Consider the following 14,863-nt stretch of genomic DNA (forward strand, 5'->3'; position numbering starts at 1 on the left):
ACTTTAGCCCACCGGCAAGTTCTTGCGGGGCACTCTGCAAGCGCTTCCATTATCTGCAACGTCTTGCTAACGTCCCCGCAACATGCGCAAGCTGCGGCGCAGCACGTCTGTGCCGGTTGGCAAGAAATTCCAGCATTTCCACGGCGGGCCGCCCTTCCCCCGGCGGACCCGCCATGACGACAGGAGTACCGATGCGCATCCGTACCGCGGGTGTGGTCGCCCTCTTCGCCCTGGCGCTCGCCGCCTCCGGCTGTGGCGACAGCGACGAGCCGGCCGCGAAGGAGTCCCCCAAAGCCGCCGGCGGCACACTGGTCATCTGGGCTGACGACAAGCGGACCGCGGCCCTCAAGCCGTTCGCCGAGAAGTTCGGCACGGAGAACGGTGTCACCGTCGAGGTGCAGGCCGTCCCGAACGAGGACCTGCAGAACAACTTCGTGACCGTGTCCAGCCAGGGCGGCGGCCCGGACGTGGTGATCGGCGCACACGACTGGATCGGCAACCTGGTCCAGAACGGCGCCATCGACCCGGTCCAGCTGCCCGACGACCAGAAGGCCGCCTTCAACGAGACCGCCATCAAGGCCGTCACGTTCAACGGCCAGCTCTACGGCGTGCCGTACGCGCAGGAGAACCTGGCGCTGATCCGCAACACCGAGCTGGCCCCCGAGGCGCCGAAGACCATTGAGGACCTGGTCGCCACCGGCAAGCAGCTCAAGGCGCAGAAGAAGGTCACCGAGATCCTCTGCCTCCAGGTCGGCCAGAAGGGCGACGCGTACCACATCTACCCGCTGTACGCCTCGGCCGGTGGCTACCTCTTCGGCACCACGGCGAACGGCGACTACGACCCGAAGGACCTCGGCGTGGGCAAGCCGGAGTCGATCGCCGCGTTCAAGAAGATCGCCGCGCTCGGCGAGAAGGGCGAGGGCGTGCTGAAGCGCTCGATCGCCGACACCAACTCGACCGCCACCTTCACCGGCAAGAAGTGCGCCTTCCTGGTCTCCGGACCGTGGGCCACCGCCGACGTGAAGAAGGCAGGAATCACGTACGACGTCTCCGCCGTTCCGGGCTTCGCCGGCGGCAAGGCGGCCGCGCCGTTCGTGGGCGTCCAGTCCTTCTACGTGGCCGCCAAGGGCAAGAACAAGGCCCTCGCCCAGGAGTTCGTCACCAACTACGTCGCGAAGCCGGAACTGGCCGTGGCCCTGTACCAGGCAGACCCACGCCCGCCGGCGCTGACCGCCGCGCTGGACCAGGTCAAGGCCAGCGACCCGGACCTGGCCAAGTTCATCGAGGCTGGAAAGAACGGCCAGGTGCTCCCCGCCATTCCGGCCATGGCCGCGATCTGGGACCCGTTCGGCAAGGCCGAGGCGGCCGTCATCGGCGGCGCCGACCCGACCAGCACGGTCACCGCGGCCGGTAAGACGATCGCCGGCTCGATCAAGTAATGAGCACACCGCTGTCCGGCCCGGGGTCTGCCCAGCAGGCCCCGGGCCCGGGGCCTGGCCGCACCGGGCCCCCGCGCACGACCCGTACCGCGCGGAACCACGCGCCGATCACCGCGGCCGGCCTCGCCGTGAAGGTGGTCCTGCTCGGCCTGGTGGCCGGGATCGCGATCTGGGCGGCCTTCCCGCTCGTGGAGGCGGAGCAGTGGATCGGGTTGGCAGTGCTGGTGCTGACCACCGCCGCACTGTTCTATCTGTACCTGGGCCGCCGGCACGTCCCGGCGAAGTACCTCGTCCCCGGCACGCTCTTCCTGATCGCCTTCCAGGTCGTGCCGGTGCTCTACACGGCGAGCACGGCGTTCACCAACTTCGGCGACGGCCACCGGGGCAGCAAGGACGACGCGATCGTCGCGATCCAGAGCTCCTCGGTGAAGCAGGTTCCGGGTTCCACCCAGTACCCGTTGTCAGTCGCCACCAAGGGCGACCCGACCACCGGCCCGCTGGTCTTCCTGGTCACCGACCCGGAGACCGGCACGGTCTCCGTCGGCGACGCGCGGGGTCTGCGTCCGCTCGACCCCGGCGCGGCCACCGTCGCACCGGGCGGCAAGGTCACCGCCGCAGACGGCTACACCGTGCTGAACGTCGGGCAGGCCAGCGCCCGCAGCAAGGACGTCACCGACCTGGTGGTGCCGACCGCCGGCGGCGCGCTGCGGTCCTCTGGCCTGTCCCGGGCGTACGAGGGCACCGCCGTCCGGGCGTACGACGCGGGCTGCGACTGCGTCAAGGACAGCGACAGCGGCAGAACCTGGACCGCGGACGGCGAGGTCGGCGCGTTCGTCGCCGCCGACGGTGAACGGCTGGCCCAGGGTTGGAAGGTGAACGTCGGGCTGTCCAACTTCACCCGGGTACTCACCGACGAGCGGATCTCCGGACCGTTTCTCGGCACGCTGATCTGGAACTTCGCCTTCGCGATCGGCTCCACCGGCGGGACGTTCATCCTCGGCATGCTGATCGCGCTGGCGCTGCACTCGCCCCGGATGCGGGGCACCAACCTCTACCGGATGTTGCTGATCCTGCCGTACGCCATGCCGTCCTTCGCGATGCTGCTGATCTGGCGGGACATGTTCAACACCGACTTCGGGCTGATCAACAACATGTTCGGGCTCAGCGTCGACTGGTTCGGGCAGGACTGGTCGGCCCGCGTCGCGGTGATCCTGGTGCAGCTCTGGCTCGGCTACCCGTACATGTTCCTGGTGGCCACCGGCGCGCTACAGGCCATCCCGCGGGAGTTGACCGAGGCCACCTCGGTCGACGGGGCGTCGCCCTGGCAGTCGTTCAGAGCCGTCACGCTGCCGCTGCTGCTGGTTGCGCTCTCACCCCTGCTGATCTCGTCGTTCGCGTTCAACTTCAACAACTTCAACGCGATCTACCTGACCACCGAGGGTGCGCCGTTCCCGGCGGACAACCCCAGCAACGGCGCCACCGACCTGCTGATCACCTACACCTACCGGTTGGCGTTCGGCGGGCAGGACGCCCAGTTCGGCTTCGCCGCGGCGATCTCGCTGTTCATCTTCGCCATCGTCGCGGTGGTCTCGGCGGTCAGCTTCCGGCGGACCCGGCAACAGGAGGAGGTGTACGCGTGACCACGCTCAGCGGGGCCACCGTCACGAACGGCCCGGCGACGGTCGACCGCAACGGGGGGAGGCGGAAGAGCCGCTGGTTCGCCCAGGTCGGCTGGCGGCACCTGGTCGGCCTGCTCGGTGTGCTGTTCAGTCTCTTCCCGCTCGTTTTCGTCGTCTCGGCGGCGCTCAACCCGCTCGGCACCCTGTCGTCCACCGAGTTGGTGCCCACCGGCGGGGTGTCGTTCGGCAACTTCGGGGATCTGTTCGCGCGCACCGAGTTCGCCCACTGGTTCGTGAACTCGCTGCTCATCGCCGGTGGCGCCTCGTTCGCCTCGGTCTTCCTGTCGGCGCTCGCGGCGTACGCGTTCTCCCGAATGCGGTTCCAGGGGCGACGGGTGGGGCTGCTGTCGCTGCTGTTGATCCAGATGTTTCCGCAGTTCCTGGCGATCGTCGCGATCTTCCTGATCTTCGGCGGGATCACCGACCTGTGGCCGGCCATCGGCTTCAACACCCCGTGGGGCCTGCTGTTGCTCTACCTGGGTGGCGCGCTGGGCGTGAACACCTGGCTGATGAAGGGCTTCTTCGACACCCTGCCCCGGGAGTTGGACGAGTCGGCAACCATGGACGGCGCCTCGCACGCCCAGGTCTTCTTCCGGATCATGCTGCCGTTGGTGGCGCCGATCCTCGCGGTGACCGGGCTGCTCGCCTTCATCAGCACCGTCAACGAGTTCCTGATGGCGAGCGTCTTCCTCACCGACACGGACGCCAAGACCCTCGCGGTCGGCATGCGGGGCATGTTGCAGGGCGGCGAGCGGAACTCCAACTTCGGGATCTTCGCCGCCGGCACCCTGCTCACCGCGATCCCCACCGTGCTGGTTTTCCAGTTCCTGCAGCGCTTCATCGTCTCCGGCCTCACCTCCGGCGCCGTCAAGGGATGAGCCTTCGACGCGCCGGCCGGCCGACCCCACTACTACAAAGTGTCGTTGATGAGGGAGGATGGGCGGCGTGGAAGCACTGAGACTGACTCTCCTCTACGTCCATCTGATCGGTTTCGCCCTGCTGCTCGGCGGCTCCATCGCCCAGTACGTCAGCGGCAAGCTGCGGATCAACCCCGCGATGCTCTGGGGGGCTGTGATCCAGTTGCTGACCGGCATCGGGCTGTCCGCGCCACTGCGCGACGGCGACGAGCCGGCACCGGCGAAACTTGTGACGAAGTTGGTGATCGCGCTGCTGATCTTCGTCATGGTCTTCTTCTCCCGGAAGCGGGACGTGGTCAGCCGCGGCCACTTCCTCGCGATCGTCGGGCTGACCCTGGTCAACGCGGCGGTGGCGGTCTTTTGGCGGTAACGTCCGGGCAGGGGATCAGCCCCTGCGAACCGGACGTTCGGGACGCCCCGACGCTCACCTACCAGCACGAAGAGTGATTTGCCCCACCCAAGGGTTACACCCGGGTAACAGGCGCTCAACAGTCGTGCACGATTGTCGGCCGGTGGGTGGGCGCGGGCGTACGCTCCCGTCCGTAACGTGGGACAGCCGGCGGCACACCCGCAGGTCGGCTGATGGGCTGCCACCGCACTAGGCGCGGTGTGCAATGGGAAGGAGACGTCTTGCGCTCGGTGCGTGGGATGCGGATCGCCTCGATCGTCGCGGCAGGTGGGCTTCTGCTCACGGCCGCCGCTTGTGGCGAGGCGCCCGATGATGACAACAACGCCGGCAGTGGCGCCAAGAAGTTCAGCGCCTGCATGGTGACCGACGTCGGTGGCATCGACGACAAGTCGTTCAACACCTCGGCCTGGAAGGGCCTGCAGGACGCCAAGGCCGCCAACGGCAACATCGACATCAAGTACGTCGCGTCGAAGGCCGAGGCCGACTACGAGCCGAACCTGACGCAGTACGTCAACCAGAAGTGCGACTTCATCCTGGCGGTCGGCGGCCTGATGGCCAACGCCACCTCGAAGATCGCCAAGGCGAACCCGAACCAGCAGTTCGGCATCGTCGACGCCAACCCGGGTGACGCCAACGTCTACCCGATGCAGTTCGACACCGCGCAGGCCGCGTTCCAGGCCGGCTACCTGGCGGCTGGGATGTCCAAGAGCGGCAAGGTGGGCACCTACGGTGGCCTCCCGATCCCGCCGGTGACGATCTTCATGGACGGCTTCGTCGACGGTGTGACGTACTACAACACCACCAAGGGCAAGAGCGTCCAGGCGCTGGGTTGGAACAAGGAGACCCAGAAGGGCTCCTTCACCAACGACTTCGCCAAGCAGGACGAGGGCAAGAAGGTCTCCGACGCGCTGGTCGCCCAGGGCGCGGACATCATCATGCCGGTCGCCGGCGGCGCTGGCCTCGGCACCACGGCCGCGGCCAAGGCCTCGGGTGGCAAGTACAACACCATCTGGGTGGACGTGGACGGCTGCGAGAGCACCCCGGACTGCTCGGCGATCATCACCACGGTCGTCAAGAACATCCCGGAGGCCGTCAAGGAGGCCGTGCTCAAGGCCGCCGGTGGCGAGAAGCTGCAGGCTCAGCCGGGCTTCGTGGGCACCCTGGCCAACACCGGCGTGTCGATCGCCCCGTACCACGACTTCGACAGCAAGGTTCCGGCCGAGCTGAAGGCCGAGGTCGACAAGATCAAGGCGGACATCGCCGCCGGCACCATCACCGTCACCTCGAAGGCCCAGCCGACCAAGTGACGACCGGCCCGCTCCTCCGGTGAGATCATCGAAGGAGCGGCGGGGAACACGTACGACCGATCCGGCCGCTCCGGAACCGCGGGCAACCACCCGCGGGGCCGGGGCGGCCGATCGCGCGCCACGGCGACCGGGCCGGTCCGGCCCGGTCGACCGGCAGCTACGCTGCACCATCGCTCGCACTCCAGGAGGTTGCGCTGAGACTCGAACTGCGCGGCATCACCAAACGGTTCGGTGATCTGGTCGCCAACGACCACATCGATCTGACGGTGGAGCCTGGAGAGATCCACGCCCTGCTCGGCGAGAACGGCGCGGGCAAGTCGACCCTGATGAACGTGCTCTACGGGCTGTACCAGCCCGACGAGGGCGAGATCCTGGTCGACGGCAAGCCGCTGAAGCTGAAGGGCCCCTCCGACGCGATCGCGGCCGGGATCGGCATGGTGCACCAGCACTTCATGCTGGTGCCGGTCTTCACCGTGGCCGAGAACGTCATGCTCGGCGCCGAGCAGGTCAAGGGCGGCATCGCCGGCTTCCTGGACCGGCGGCGGGCCCGGCGTGAGGTCACCGAGGTTTCCGAGCGCTACAACCTGCGGGTCGACCCGGACGCCGTGATCGAGGACCTGCCGGTCGGCATCCAGCAGCGCGTCGAGATCGTCAAGGCGCTCACCCGCGACGTCGACCTGCTGATCCTGGACGAGCCGACCGCCGTGCTCACGCCGCAGGAGACCGATGAGCTGTTGACGGTCATGCGGTCACTCAAGGCAGCCGGCAAGTCGATCGTCTTCATCACCCACAAGCTCGGCGAGGTCAAGGCCATCGCCGACCGGATCACGGTGATCCGGCGCGGGAAGACCGTCGGCACCGCCTCGCCGGAGGCCAGCCGGGACGAGCTGGCCGCGCTGATGGTCGGGCGCAACGTCCGGCTCACCGTGGACAAGTCCCCGGCCACGCCGGGCGAGCCGGTGCTTGAGGTCGCGGGACTGGTCGTCGACGACGACCGGCAGATCCGCGCGGTCGACGGGGTGGACCTGACCGTACGCGCCGGCGAGGTGCTCGGCGTGGCGGGCGTACAGGGCAACGGCCAGACCGAGCTGATCGAGGCGATCATGGGCCTGCGCCCGGTGCTCGCCGGCACGGTCAGCCTGGCCGGCGACCGCATCGACGGGTGGAAGACGAAGAAGGTGCTCCGCGCGGGCGTCGGCTACGTACCCGAGGACCGCAGCGTGGACGGCCTGGTCAAGGAGTTCAGCGTCGCGGAGAACCTGGTGCTGGACATCTACGACCGGCCGCCGTTCGGCAGCGGGCTCGCGCTCAAGCCGGACGCGATCGCCTCGTCGGCCAAGGAGCGGATCGAGCAGTTCGACGTCCGTACCTCGTCGGCAGAGGCGTCGGTGGGCACCCTGTCGGGCGGCAACCAGCAGAAGGTGATCGTGGCCCGGGAGTTGTCCCGGCCGCTGAAGCTCTTCATCGCCGCCCAGCCGACCCGCGGCGTCGACGTCGGATCCATCGAGTTCATCCACAGCCGGATCATCCACGAGCGGGACGTCGGCACCGCCGTCATGGTGGTCTCCAGCGAGCTGGACGAGGTGATCGGGCTGGCCGACCGGATCGCGGTGATGTACCGCGGGCGGATCATCGGCATCGTCGGCCCGGACACCCCGCGCGAGGAGATCGGCCTGCTGATGGCCGGCATCAGCCCGGACGCCGCCCACGAGCACGGCACGGACGCCGAGCCGACCGACGGCGCGGCCACCGACGGGAGCCCGGCGAGCGACGCGGGCTCCGCGAACGAGGACGAGGCATGAGCGACCCCACCCCGCAGTCCGGCTCGCCGGACAAGGAACCGGCGAGCGAGGCGCAGGCCGCGCAGAACGCGCTCGGCAACACCGAACAGGCCGAGTCGGCGACCGAACCGACCCGCCCCGCGTCGTCGAAGCCCGACCCGGAGGCGGAACCGAAGCCGTCCCTGGGCCGGTTGTTCCTGGACAACCTCTGGGCCGCCAACACCTTCACGGTGACCCTGCTGTCGCTGGTGCTGGCGATCGTGGTCGGCGCGGTGCTGATGATCGTCTCCGACCCGGACGTGCTGCACACCTACACGTACATCACCGCCCGCCCGGCCGACGCGTTCAACGCGAGCTGGACGCTGGTGAGTGAGGCGTACGCGAACCTGTTCAAGGGTTCGGTCTTCGACCCGGAGGCGTTCTCCGGCTGGTTGAACGGCAGCAACGGCTGGCAGGCCGTGCTGGCGCCGATCTCCGAGACGCTCACGTACACCGCGCCGTTGGTCTTCACCGGCCTGGCGGTGGCGCTGGCCTTCCGTGGCGGCCTGTTCAACATCGGCGCGCAGGGTCAGGCGACCATCGGCGTGATCATGGCGGCGCTCGCCGGTTTCCTGCTGCCGCTGCCGCCCGGTCTGCACCTGCTGGTGGCCGTACTCGCAGGCGCTCTCGGCGGGGCGCTCTGGGGATTCATCCCGGGCATCCTCAAGGCGCGCGCGGGCGCACACGAGGTGATCAACACGATCATGCTCAACTACGTCGCCACGTACTTCCTGACCTGGCTGATCGTGCAGAACGGCGTACAGGACCCCACCCGTACCGACGCGATCAGCAAGGCGGTCGACAACTCCGCCCAGCTGCCCCGACTGCTCGGCGACAACCTGCGGGTGCACGCCGGCATCCTGCTCGCCGTCGTGGCCACCTGGGCGGTCGCCTGGCTGCTCAACCGCTCCACCCTCGGCTTCGAGCTGCGCGCCGTCGGGGCCAACCCGGACGCCGCCCGCACCGCCGGCATCAGCGTCACCCGGACGTACATCCTGATCATGGTGTTCTCCGGGATCCTGGCCGGCCTGGGCGGCTCGAACATGGTGCTCGGCTCCACCGCCAGCGCCCTGACGCCGCTGGTGGTCGCGCAGATCGGCTTCGACGGGATCCTCGTGGCACTGCTCGGCCGGGTGAAGCCGTGGGGGGTGCTGCTGGCCGCCCTGCTGTTCGGCGCGCTCCAGGCCGGCGGCAACCGGATGCAGTCGTACTCGGGGATCTCGCTGGAGTTGGTGACCGTGCTCCAGGCGCTGATCGTCATCTTCATCGCCGCGCCGGCCCTGGTGAAGGCGATCTTCCAGCTCCGGGCCGCACGGGCCGCCCGGTTGCAGACGAGCCTGGCGAAGGGCTGGTAACTCATGTCCACCATGGCTGTCCCCGACGTCGCGGTCGCCCCGGTCGACGAGGGCTTCTGGACCCGTAGCCGCAAGGTCGGCCTCACACTGCTGGCGCTCGGACTGCTGGCGGCGGTGCTCTTCGGGGCGCTCGCCACCGACCAGCAGGCCCGGTTCACGCTCAGCGACGACGCCGCCGGTGCCGCGCTGGAGATCAACGGCACCATCGGGGCGATCCTGTTCGGGATCATCGCGATCGCCGCCGGCGCGGCGCTGCTCGCCGGGGTGCCGAAGCGGTGGTTCCTGCCCGTGCTCGCCGCCGGGCTGGTCGGCTTCGTGCTCTCCTTCCTCTGCTGGCAGGTCTCCGCGGCACCGGCCGGGCAGAACTTCATGCCGCTGGTCAACATCATCCGGGGCACGTTCATCCTGGCCCTGCCGTTGATCTTCGGCGCGCTCGCCGGGGTGCTCTGCGAGCGTTCCGGTGTCGTCAACGTGGCCATCGAGGGCCAGTTGCTGATGGGCGCGTTCAGCGGCGCGCTGTTCGGCAGCCTCTCCGGCAGCGTCTGGGTGGGCCTGGTCGCCGCCGCGATCGGCGGCGCGTTCATCTCGCTGCTGCTTGCCGTCTTCGCCATCCGCTACCTGGTCGACCAGGTCGTCATGGGCATCGTGCTGAACCTGCTGGCGGTCGGCGTCACCGGCTTCCTCTACGAGCGGCTGATGCAGACCGACGCGGAGAAGTACAACAGCGCGCCCCGGTTCAGCAACTGGGAGATCCCGCTGCTCAAGGACATCCCGGTGCTCGGGCCGGCGCTGTTCCGCGGCAACATCTTCCTGTACCTCGGCCTGCTGCTGGTGCTGGTGATCCACATCGGGTTGTTCCGGACCCGGTGGGGGCTGCGGACCCGCTCGGTCGGCGAGCACCCGACCGCCGCCGACACCCTCGGCGTCAAGGTGCTGCGGGTGCGCTACCGCAACGTGCTGCTGGCGGGCGTCGTCGCCGGCATCGGCGGCGCGTCGTACACCCTGGCGCTCTACTCGTTCACCAAGAACATGATCGGTGGCAAGGGGTTCATCGCGCTCGCCGCGCTGATCTTCGGCCGGTGGAACCCGACGGGGGCGCTGCTCGCCGCGCTCTTCTTCGGCTTCGCCGACCAGCTCGCCACCTACCTGGGCGCCATCAACAGCTCCATCCCGAGCCAGTTCCTGGCCATGCTGCCCTACCTGGCCACGATCCTGGCGGTCGCCGGGCTGGTCGGCCGGGTCCGCGCACCCGCCGCCGACGGTAAGCCGTACATCAAGGGCTGACGGCCGAGCTGTGCCCGGCGGGACTCCCGTCGGGCACAGCGAGGTGCGCGCCGGTCATCTCACGGGGGCCGTCTCGACACGGAACGCGGGATACTGTGCCGCGACTGCCGCGAACTCGGACAGGGGCGCGTGCCGGTCGACGGGGAGGTGCGGCCGGGCTCCGGGGACCGTCGCCAGATACCGCTTGAGAATCGGGGCGCGCTCGTCGACCGGCACCTCGACCAGGCGGCATACCCGAGCGCGCCCGTGCCGAATGGTCACCAGGCCGTCGGCCGCACGTACGTTCCGGACCCAGTTGCAGTTCTCGCCCAGCATCGGCACCAGATACCAGTCGCCCTGCCAGTCGGCCATACCCAGCGGGAACCGGGTGATCTGACCGGTACGGCGTCCCACGACCTCGAGTGTCACCCACCGCCTCGGGTGCAGGCCGGCGCCGTACACGGCCGCCCACAGCCGGGCGAACCGGCGGGCCGCCGGATTACCGCGGCCCCCCGCGTACATCCGACGAAGAGTGTCCTCGGACAACGGCCAGCTCCCCAACTTCGCCATCACATGTCCCCTCGGTCGCACGTGTCCGTCCTCGGCTTCAGGGTTGGTTGTCCCGAGCGGGAGATACAGAGCCGAACGTCACTTTCACCCCGAGCCGTCATCCTCGGCATCGCCTCCGACCGTGGTGACGGCTGACCGCTGCTTACCGCTGCGGGTGGCGCGGCCGATGGGTCGGACTCATGCCTGGCGCGGCTGCGCCCGCCAGTGGACCCGGCCCTGCCCGCTCCTGACCTGGGCTGCCTGGGCAGAATGGCGGCATGACCGACATTGACTGGGCGCGGTTGCGTGCCGCCGCCACCGAGGCGATGCGGCACGCGTACGCGCCGTACTCGACGTTCCCGGTCGGCGCGGCCGCGCTGGTCGACGACGGCCGCATCGTGGTCGGTTGCAACGTGGAGAACGCCGCGTACGGGGTGACGCTCTGCGCCGAGTGCGGGGTGGTCTCCAGCCTGCACGCCACCGGCGGCGGACGACTCGTCGCGCTCTCCTGCGTCGACGCCACGGGTGAGCCGCTGATGCCGTGCGGCCGCTGTCGGCAGCTGCTCTGGGAGCACGGCGGGCCGGAGTGCCTGATCGAGAGCAAGGGCCGCCCGCTGCGGATGGCCGAGCTGCTGCCGCACGCCTTCGGTGTGGAGGACCTGGAGGCCGTCACCGGGGAGACGTCGGTGCCGGTGGTGCCGGAGCGGCTGGCCGCCTGGCGCGGGCGCGGCACCGTCTTCGTGCACCCGGACATGTCCGCCGGCCAGCAGGTCTGGACCGCGTACTGGGAGCGGTCGGCCGGCGACGACGCCGGCGCCGAGACCGGAGTGCTGGAGGAGGCGCCGAGCTGGGACGACCCGGCCGAGGCGATCACCTGGGGCCTGGCCCGGACGCCCCGGGTGGTGGTGGTGGACGCCACCGGCACCATCTTCTGGGCCGGCGAGGGGGAGCCGCCCGCGGAGATCCCGGTTCGCTGGGGTTGAGCTCGAGGGCACGGCACGGAGTCGGTTCGCCAAGGGACTAGGAAGATCTTCTGATGAGTAATGGTTTTGCTGCTGTCGACGTCATCCGGGTGAAGCGGGATGGCGAGGTGCTGTCGGACGCGCAGATCGACTGGGTGGTCGACGCGTACACCCGGGGGGTCGTCGCCGACGAGCAGATGTCCGCGCTGGCCATGGCGATCCTGCTGAACGGCATGACCGGGCCGGAGATCGCCCGGTGGACCGCCGCGATGATCGCCAGCGGTGAGCGGCTGGACCTGTCGGCGGTACGCCGGCCCACGGTCGACAAGCACTCCACCGGCGGCGTCGGCGACAAGATCACTCTGCCGCTCACCCCGCTGGTGGCGGCGTGCGGCGCCGCCGTACCCCAGTTGAGTGGTCGCGGTCTCGGGCACACCGGCGGCACGCTCGACAAGCTGGAGTCCATCCCCGGCTGGCGGGCCACGGTGAGCAACGACGAGTTCATCGCCCAGCTCGACGAGGTGGGCGCGGTGATCTGCGCGGCCGGTGCCGGGCTCGCCCCGGCCGACCGCAAGCTGTACGCGCTGCGCGACGTGACCGGCACCGTGGAGGCGATCCCGCTGATCGCCAGTTCGATCATGAGTAAGAAGATCGCCGAGGGGACCGGCGCGCTGGTCCTCGACGTCAAGGTCGGCTCGGGTGCCTTCATGAAGTCCGTCGACCAGGCGCGTGAGCTGGCCCGGACGATGGTCGAGTTGGGCGGCGCGCACGGCGTGCGGACGGTCGCCCTGCTCACCGACATGTCCACCCCGCTGGGCCTGGCGATCGGCAACGCCGTCGAGGTGACCGAGTCGGTCGAGGTGCTGGCCGGCGGTGGCCCGGCGGACGTGGTGGAGCTGACGGTGGCCCTGGCTCGGGAGATGCTGGCCGCGGCCGGCCTGCCGGACGCCGACCCGGAGGCGGCACTGCGCGACGGCCGGGCGATGGACTCCTGGCGGGCGATGATCCGGGCGCAGGGCGGCGACCCGGACGCACCGATGCCCACCGCCGACGAGGTGGAGGTGGTCCGCGCCGAGCGGGACGGGTACGTGGCGTCCGTCGACGCGTACGCCATGGGGGTTGCGGCGTGGCGGCTCGGCGCGGGCCGGGCCCGCAAGGAGGACCCGGTGAGTGTGCCGGCCGGTGTGGTGCTGCACCGGCGTCCGGGTGATGCGGTGCGGGCCGGTGACCCGCTGTACGAGCTGCGTGCCGAGGACGCGGCGCGGATCCCGGCGGCGTTGGCGGAGGCGGCGCGCGCGGTGCGGATCGCGCCGTCCGCGCCGTCCGCGACGCCGCTGGTCATCGAGCGGATCGGCTGATCGGTCGCGGGTCGGGGTGGGCGTGGTGCCGGTCACGTGGGAGCGCTATTGTCGCAGGCCAAGGGGGGATAACCGGCCCTGTGCCGGCGCGAGCAGACAGGACATTGCCCCGTGACCGTACCTGCCCCCGACCCTCGTGAGGTGCGTGAGGCGAGCCTGGACGAGCTGTCCCGGCTCGGCCTGCCGCTGCCGCCGGCCCAGTTTCCGCTCGTGTGGGAGCCGGGTGATGGGATCGAGTTGCGTCCGACGCCGGAGATCGAGGCGCGGATCGCCGTCCTGCACCTGATCCTGGCCCGCTGTTTCGGGATGCCACCGCAGGCGGCCATGAGCTGGCTGCTCGGGTCGCATCTGGTCGAGATGGTCACGCCGCCGGAGTGGCAGTTCGTGATGGGCGGCAAGGGTGACCACCGATCGTTCGTGCTGCACCACGACGCCCTGTTCGCGCTGGCCTGGGTGCTGGGGCTGAGCAAGCAGCTCGACCCGACCCTGGCCGTGGACGAGCGGTTGGTGGAGCGGCTGCCGCACATCGCCGAGGGGGAGACCTTTCCGCGCTGGCAGGCCCGGATCCTCACCGCGCCGCAGCGTCCGGCGGACGCGGCGGCGCTGCTCGACCTGCACTACTGCCTGGACTGGGCGTACCTGGAGACCGAGCGCGGCGGCCGGCGCGCGCCGGGGCTGGTCGACGCGAACGCGATCGGCCAGCGACGGTGGGCGCTGGAGTGGGCGGTGATCCTGCGCGGGCCGTACCACGACGAGCCGCCCGGCTGGGAAGAGGTCGACCTCTCCACCTGAGGTCAGCGAGGTGTCAGGACGTCGAGCCGGACCGCCACGGTGACCCGGACCGGTTCGGGCAGCGCGGCCAGCCGGGTGGCGAGGGCGTCCGGGTCGGTGTGCCAGGCGCTCGGGCCCATCCCGACGAGGGTGGCCACCTCGGTGCGGTTCAGTGTCAGCTCGGCGCGGTGCACCGTCGAGCTGACCGGGGTGAAGTGCCCGCCCAGGTTGGCGGCCACCCGGTCGGCCTTGTCGGGGTCGACCCGGAGCAGGTCGAGGGTGTCCACCAGTTCGGTGAGGTGGTCGGCGGCGGGTGTGACCACCAGGAGTGTGCCGCCCGGGTCGAGCACCCGGTGGAACTCCGGCCCGTTGCGGGGGGCGAAGACGTTCAGCAGCACGGCCGTCGAGCGGTCGGCCAGGGGCAGGCGCTGCCAGGTGTCGGCGAGCGCCGCGGCGGCCCGCGGGTGCGCCCGGGCGGCGCGGCGCAGCGCCGGCTTGGAGACGTCCAGGGCCAGGCCCACGGCGTGCGGCAGCGCCGCCAGCACCGCGCCGAGGTAGCGGCCCGTGCCGGCACCGGCATCCACCACCAGGGGGTACGCCTCGACGTCGGGTGTTTCTGGTCCGACCGGTACCCCGGTGTTCGGCTCCTTTGCTCTGCTTACCTCGGTGCGACGGTCCGGCGCGGAGGCCGGTGCGCCGAGGTAAGCAGAGCAAAGGGGTGGTGGGGTGGGCTCCGGGTGCGGGGCGGAAGGTGCGGAGCGCCGGGCGGTGGCCTCCGTCGCGGCGGCGGCGAGGGCTGCCGAGATGACGTCGTAGTGCCCGGCGGACTGGAAGTCCACCCGGGCGGCCACCATCTCGGCGGTGTCCCCGACGTGCGGGGCGCGGCCGGCGAGCAGGTTGACGTAGCCCTGGCGGGCGATGTCGAAGCTGTGCCGGCGCGGACAGCGCAGGGCCCTGGCGGTGCCGGCGGTCACCTCGGCCAGTGGCTCGCCGCAGACCGGGCAACGCAGTCGGTCGAGGATCCGGGGATCCAT

Annotated in this window: 13 protein-coding genes; 11 read left to right on the plus strand and 2 right to left on the minus strand. The window is 70.1% G+C overall.

Annotation, left to right across the window (positions count from 1 at the left end; translation table 11 throughout):
* Positions 1-191 precede the first annotated feature (191 nt).
* From ABZS77_RS04785 to ABZS77_RS04820, 8 genes are all read left to right on the plus strand, one after another.
* Positions 192-1,439, plus strand: a complete 1,248-nt coding sequence (locus tag ABZS77_RS04785) for a maltose ABC transporter substrate-binding protein (protein ID WP_354817289.1) — start codon at positions 192-194, stop codon at positions 1,437-1,439.
* Positions 1,439-3,079, plus strand: a complete 1,641-nt coding sequence (locus ABZS77_RS04790) for an ABC transporter permease subunit (protein ID WP_354817292.1) — start codon at positions 1,439-1,441, stop codon at positions 3,077-3,079. Before ABZS77_RS04785 ends, ABZS77_RS04790 begins: the two co-directional genes overlap by 1 nt.
* Before the next feature lie 101 nt (positions 3,080-3,180).
* On the plus strand, positions 3,181-3,996 hold the full coding sequence (locus ABZS77_RS04795) for an ABC transporter permease subunit (RefSeq protein ID WP_354819513.1): 816 nt from the start codon (positions 3,181-3,183) through the stop codon (positions 3,994-3,996).
* 67 nt (positions 3,997-4,063) lie between these two features.
* Entirely contained in the window at positions 4,064-4,405 is a 342-nt protein-coding gene (locus ABZS77_RS04800; RefSeq protein WP_354817295.1) for a hypothetical protein, read from the plus strand.
* 278 nt (positions 4,406-4,683) lie between these two features.
* Entirely contained in the window at positions 4,684-5,751 is a 1,068-nt protein-coding gene (locus ABZS77_RS04805; protein ID WP_354819516.1) for a BMP family ABC transporter substrate-binding protein, read from the plus strand.
* 254 nt (positions 5,752-6,005) lie between these two features.
* Positions 6,006-7,553, plus strand: coding sequence for an ABC transporter ATP-binding protein (locus tag ABZS77_RS04810; RefSeq protein WP_354819519.1), 1,548 nt, complete (start codon positions 6,006-6,008; stop codon positions 7,551-7,553).
* A complete protein-coding gene (locus tag ABZS77_RS04815; protein WP_354817298.1) occupies positions 7,550-8,926 on the plus strand; it encodes an ABC transporter permease in 1,377 nt (458 codons plus the stop codon). The genes ABZS77_RS04810 and ABZS77_RS04815 overlap by 4 nt, the downstream gene beginning before the upstream one ends.
* A gap of 3 nt (positions 8,927-8,929) precedes the next feature.
* The gene (locus ABZS77_RS04820; RefSeq protein WP_354817301.1) at positions 8,930-10,210 is read left to right on the plus strand and encodes an ABC transporter permease; all 1,281 of its coding nucleotides are present in this window, start codon (positions 8,930-8,932) and stop codon (positions 10,208-10,210) included.
* 54 nt (positions 10,211-10,264) lie between these two features.
* Here ABZS77_RS04820 and ABZS77_RS04825 read toward each other — a convergent pair whose 3' ends face one another.
* Positions 10,265-10,759, minus strand: a complete 495-nt coding sequence (locus tag ABZS77_RS04825; protein WP_354817304.1) for a nitroreductase/quinone reductase family protein — start codon at positions 10,757-10,759, stop codon at positions 10,265-10,267.
* Between the two features lie 257 nt (positions 10,760-11,016).
* Between ABZS77_RS04825 and ABZS77_RS04830 the strand changes: the two genes are divergently transcribed.
* From ABZS77_RS04830 to ABZS77_RS04840, 3 genes are all read left to right on the plus strand, one after another.
* Positions 11,017-11,721 (plus strand): cytidine deaminase, encoded by a 705-nt coding sequence (locus ABZS77_RS04830; RefSeq protein WP_354817307.1) that lies wholly within the window; start codon positions 11,017-11,019, stop codon positions 11,719-11,721.
* 53 nt (positions 11,722-11,774) lie between these two features.
* Positions 11,775-13,058 (plus strand): thymidine phosphorylase, encoded by a 1,284-nt coding sequence (locus ABZS77_RS04835; protein ID WP_354817310.1) that lies wholly within the window; start codon positions 11,775-11,777, stop codon positions 13,056-13,058.
* Between the two features lie 111 nt (positions 13,059-13,169).
* The gene (locus ABZS77_RS04840; RefSeq protein ID WP_354817313.1) at positions 13,170-13,850 is read left to right on the plus strand and encodes a DUF4272 domain-containing protein; all 681 of its coding nucleotides are present in this window, start codon (positions 13,170-13,172) and stop codon (positions 13,848-13,850) included.
* 2 nt (positions 13,851-13,852) lie between these two features.
* Here the strand turns inward: ABZS77_RS04840 and ABZS77_RS04845 are convergent, their stop codons facing one another.
* Positions 13,853-14,863, minus strand: a complete 1,011-nt coding sequence (locus tag ABZS77_RS04845) for a putative RNA methyltransferase (RefSeq protein WP_354817316.1) — start codon at positions 14,861-14,863, stop codon at positions 13,853-13,855.

Origin of the sequence: Micromonospora sp. NPDC005298 (assembly GCF_040607375.1) — a bacterium.
Taxonomy (GTDB): domain Bacteria; phylum Actinomycetota; class Actinomycetes; order Mycobacteriales; family Micromonosporaceae; genus Micromonospora.

What these genes read in the sequence shown, in the direction of transcription:
- ABZS77_RS04820 (WP_354817301.1), top strand. Translation starts at nt 8,930, where the DNA reads ATGTCCACCATGGCTGTCCCCGACGTCGCGGTCGCCCCGGTCGACGAG.
- ABZS77_RS04805 (WP_354819516.1), top strand. Translation starts at nt 4,684, where the DNA reads ATGCGGATCGCCTCGATCGTCGCGGCAGGTGGGCTTCTGCTCACGGCC.
- ABZS77_RS04815 (WP_354817298.1), top strand. Translation starts at nt 7,550, where the DNA reads ATGAGCGACCCCACCCCGCAGTCCGGCTCGCCGGACAAGGAACCGGCG.
- ABZS77_RS04830 (WP_354817307.1), top strand. Translation starts at nt 11,017, where the DNA reads ATGACCGACATTGACTGGGCGCGGTTGCGTGCCGCCGCCACCGAGGCG.
- ABZS77_RS04790 (WP_354817292.1), top strand. Translation starts at nt 1,439, where the DNA reads ATGAGCACACCGCTGTCCGGCCCGGGGTCTGCCCAGCAGGCCCCGGGC.
- ABZS77_RS04835 (WP_354817310.1), top strand. Translation starts at nt 11,775, where the DNA reads ATGAGTAATGGTTTTGCTGCTGTCGACGTCATCCGGGTGAAGCGGGAT.
- ABZS77_RS04845 (WP_354817316.1), bottom strand. Translation starts at nt 14,863, where the DNA reads ATGGATCCCCGGATCCTCGACCGACTGCGTTGCCCGGTCTGCGGCGAG.
- ABZS77_RS04825 (WP_354817304.1), bottom strand. Translation starts at nt 10,759, where the DNA reads ATGGCGAAGTTGGGGAGCTGGCCGTTGTCCGAGGACACTCTTCGTCGG.
- ABZS77_RS04785 (WP_354817289.1), top strand. Translation starts at nt 192, where the DNA reads ATGCGCATCCGTACCGCGGGTGTGGTCGCCCTCTTCGCCCTGGCGCTC.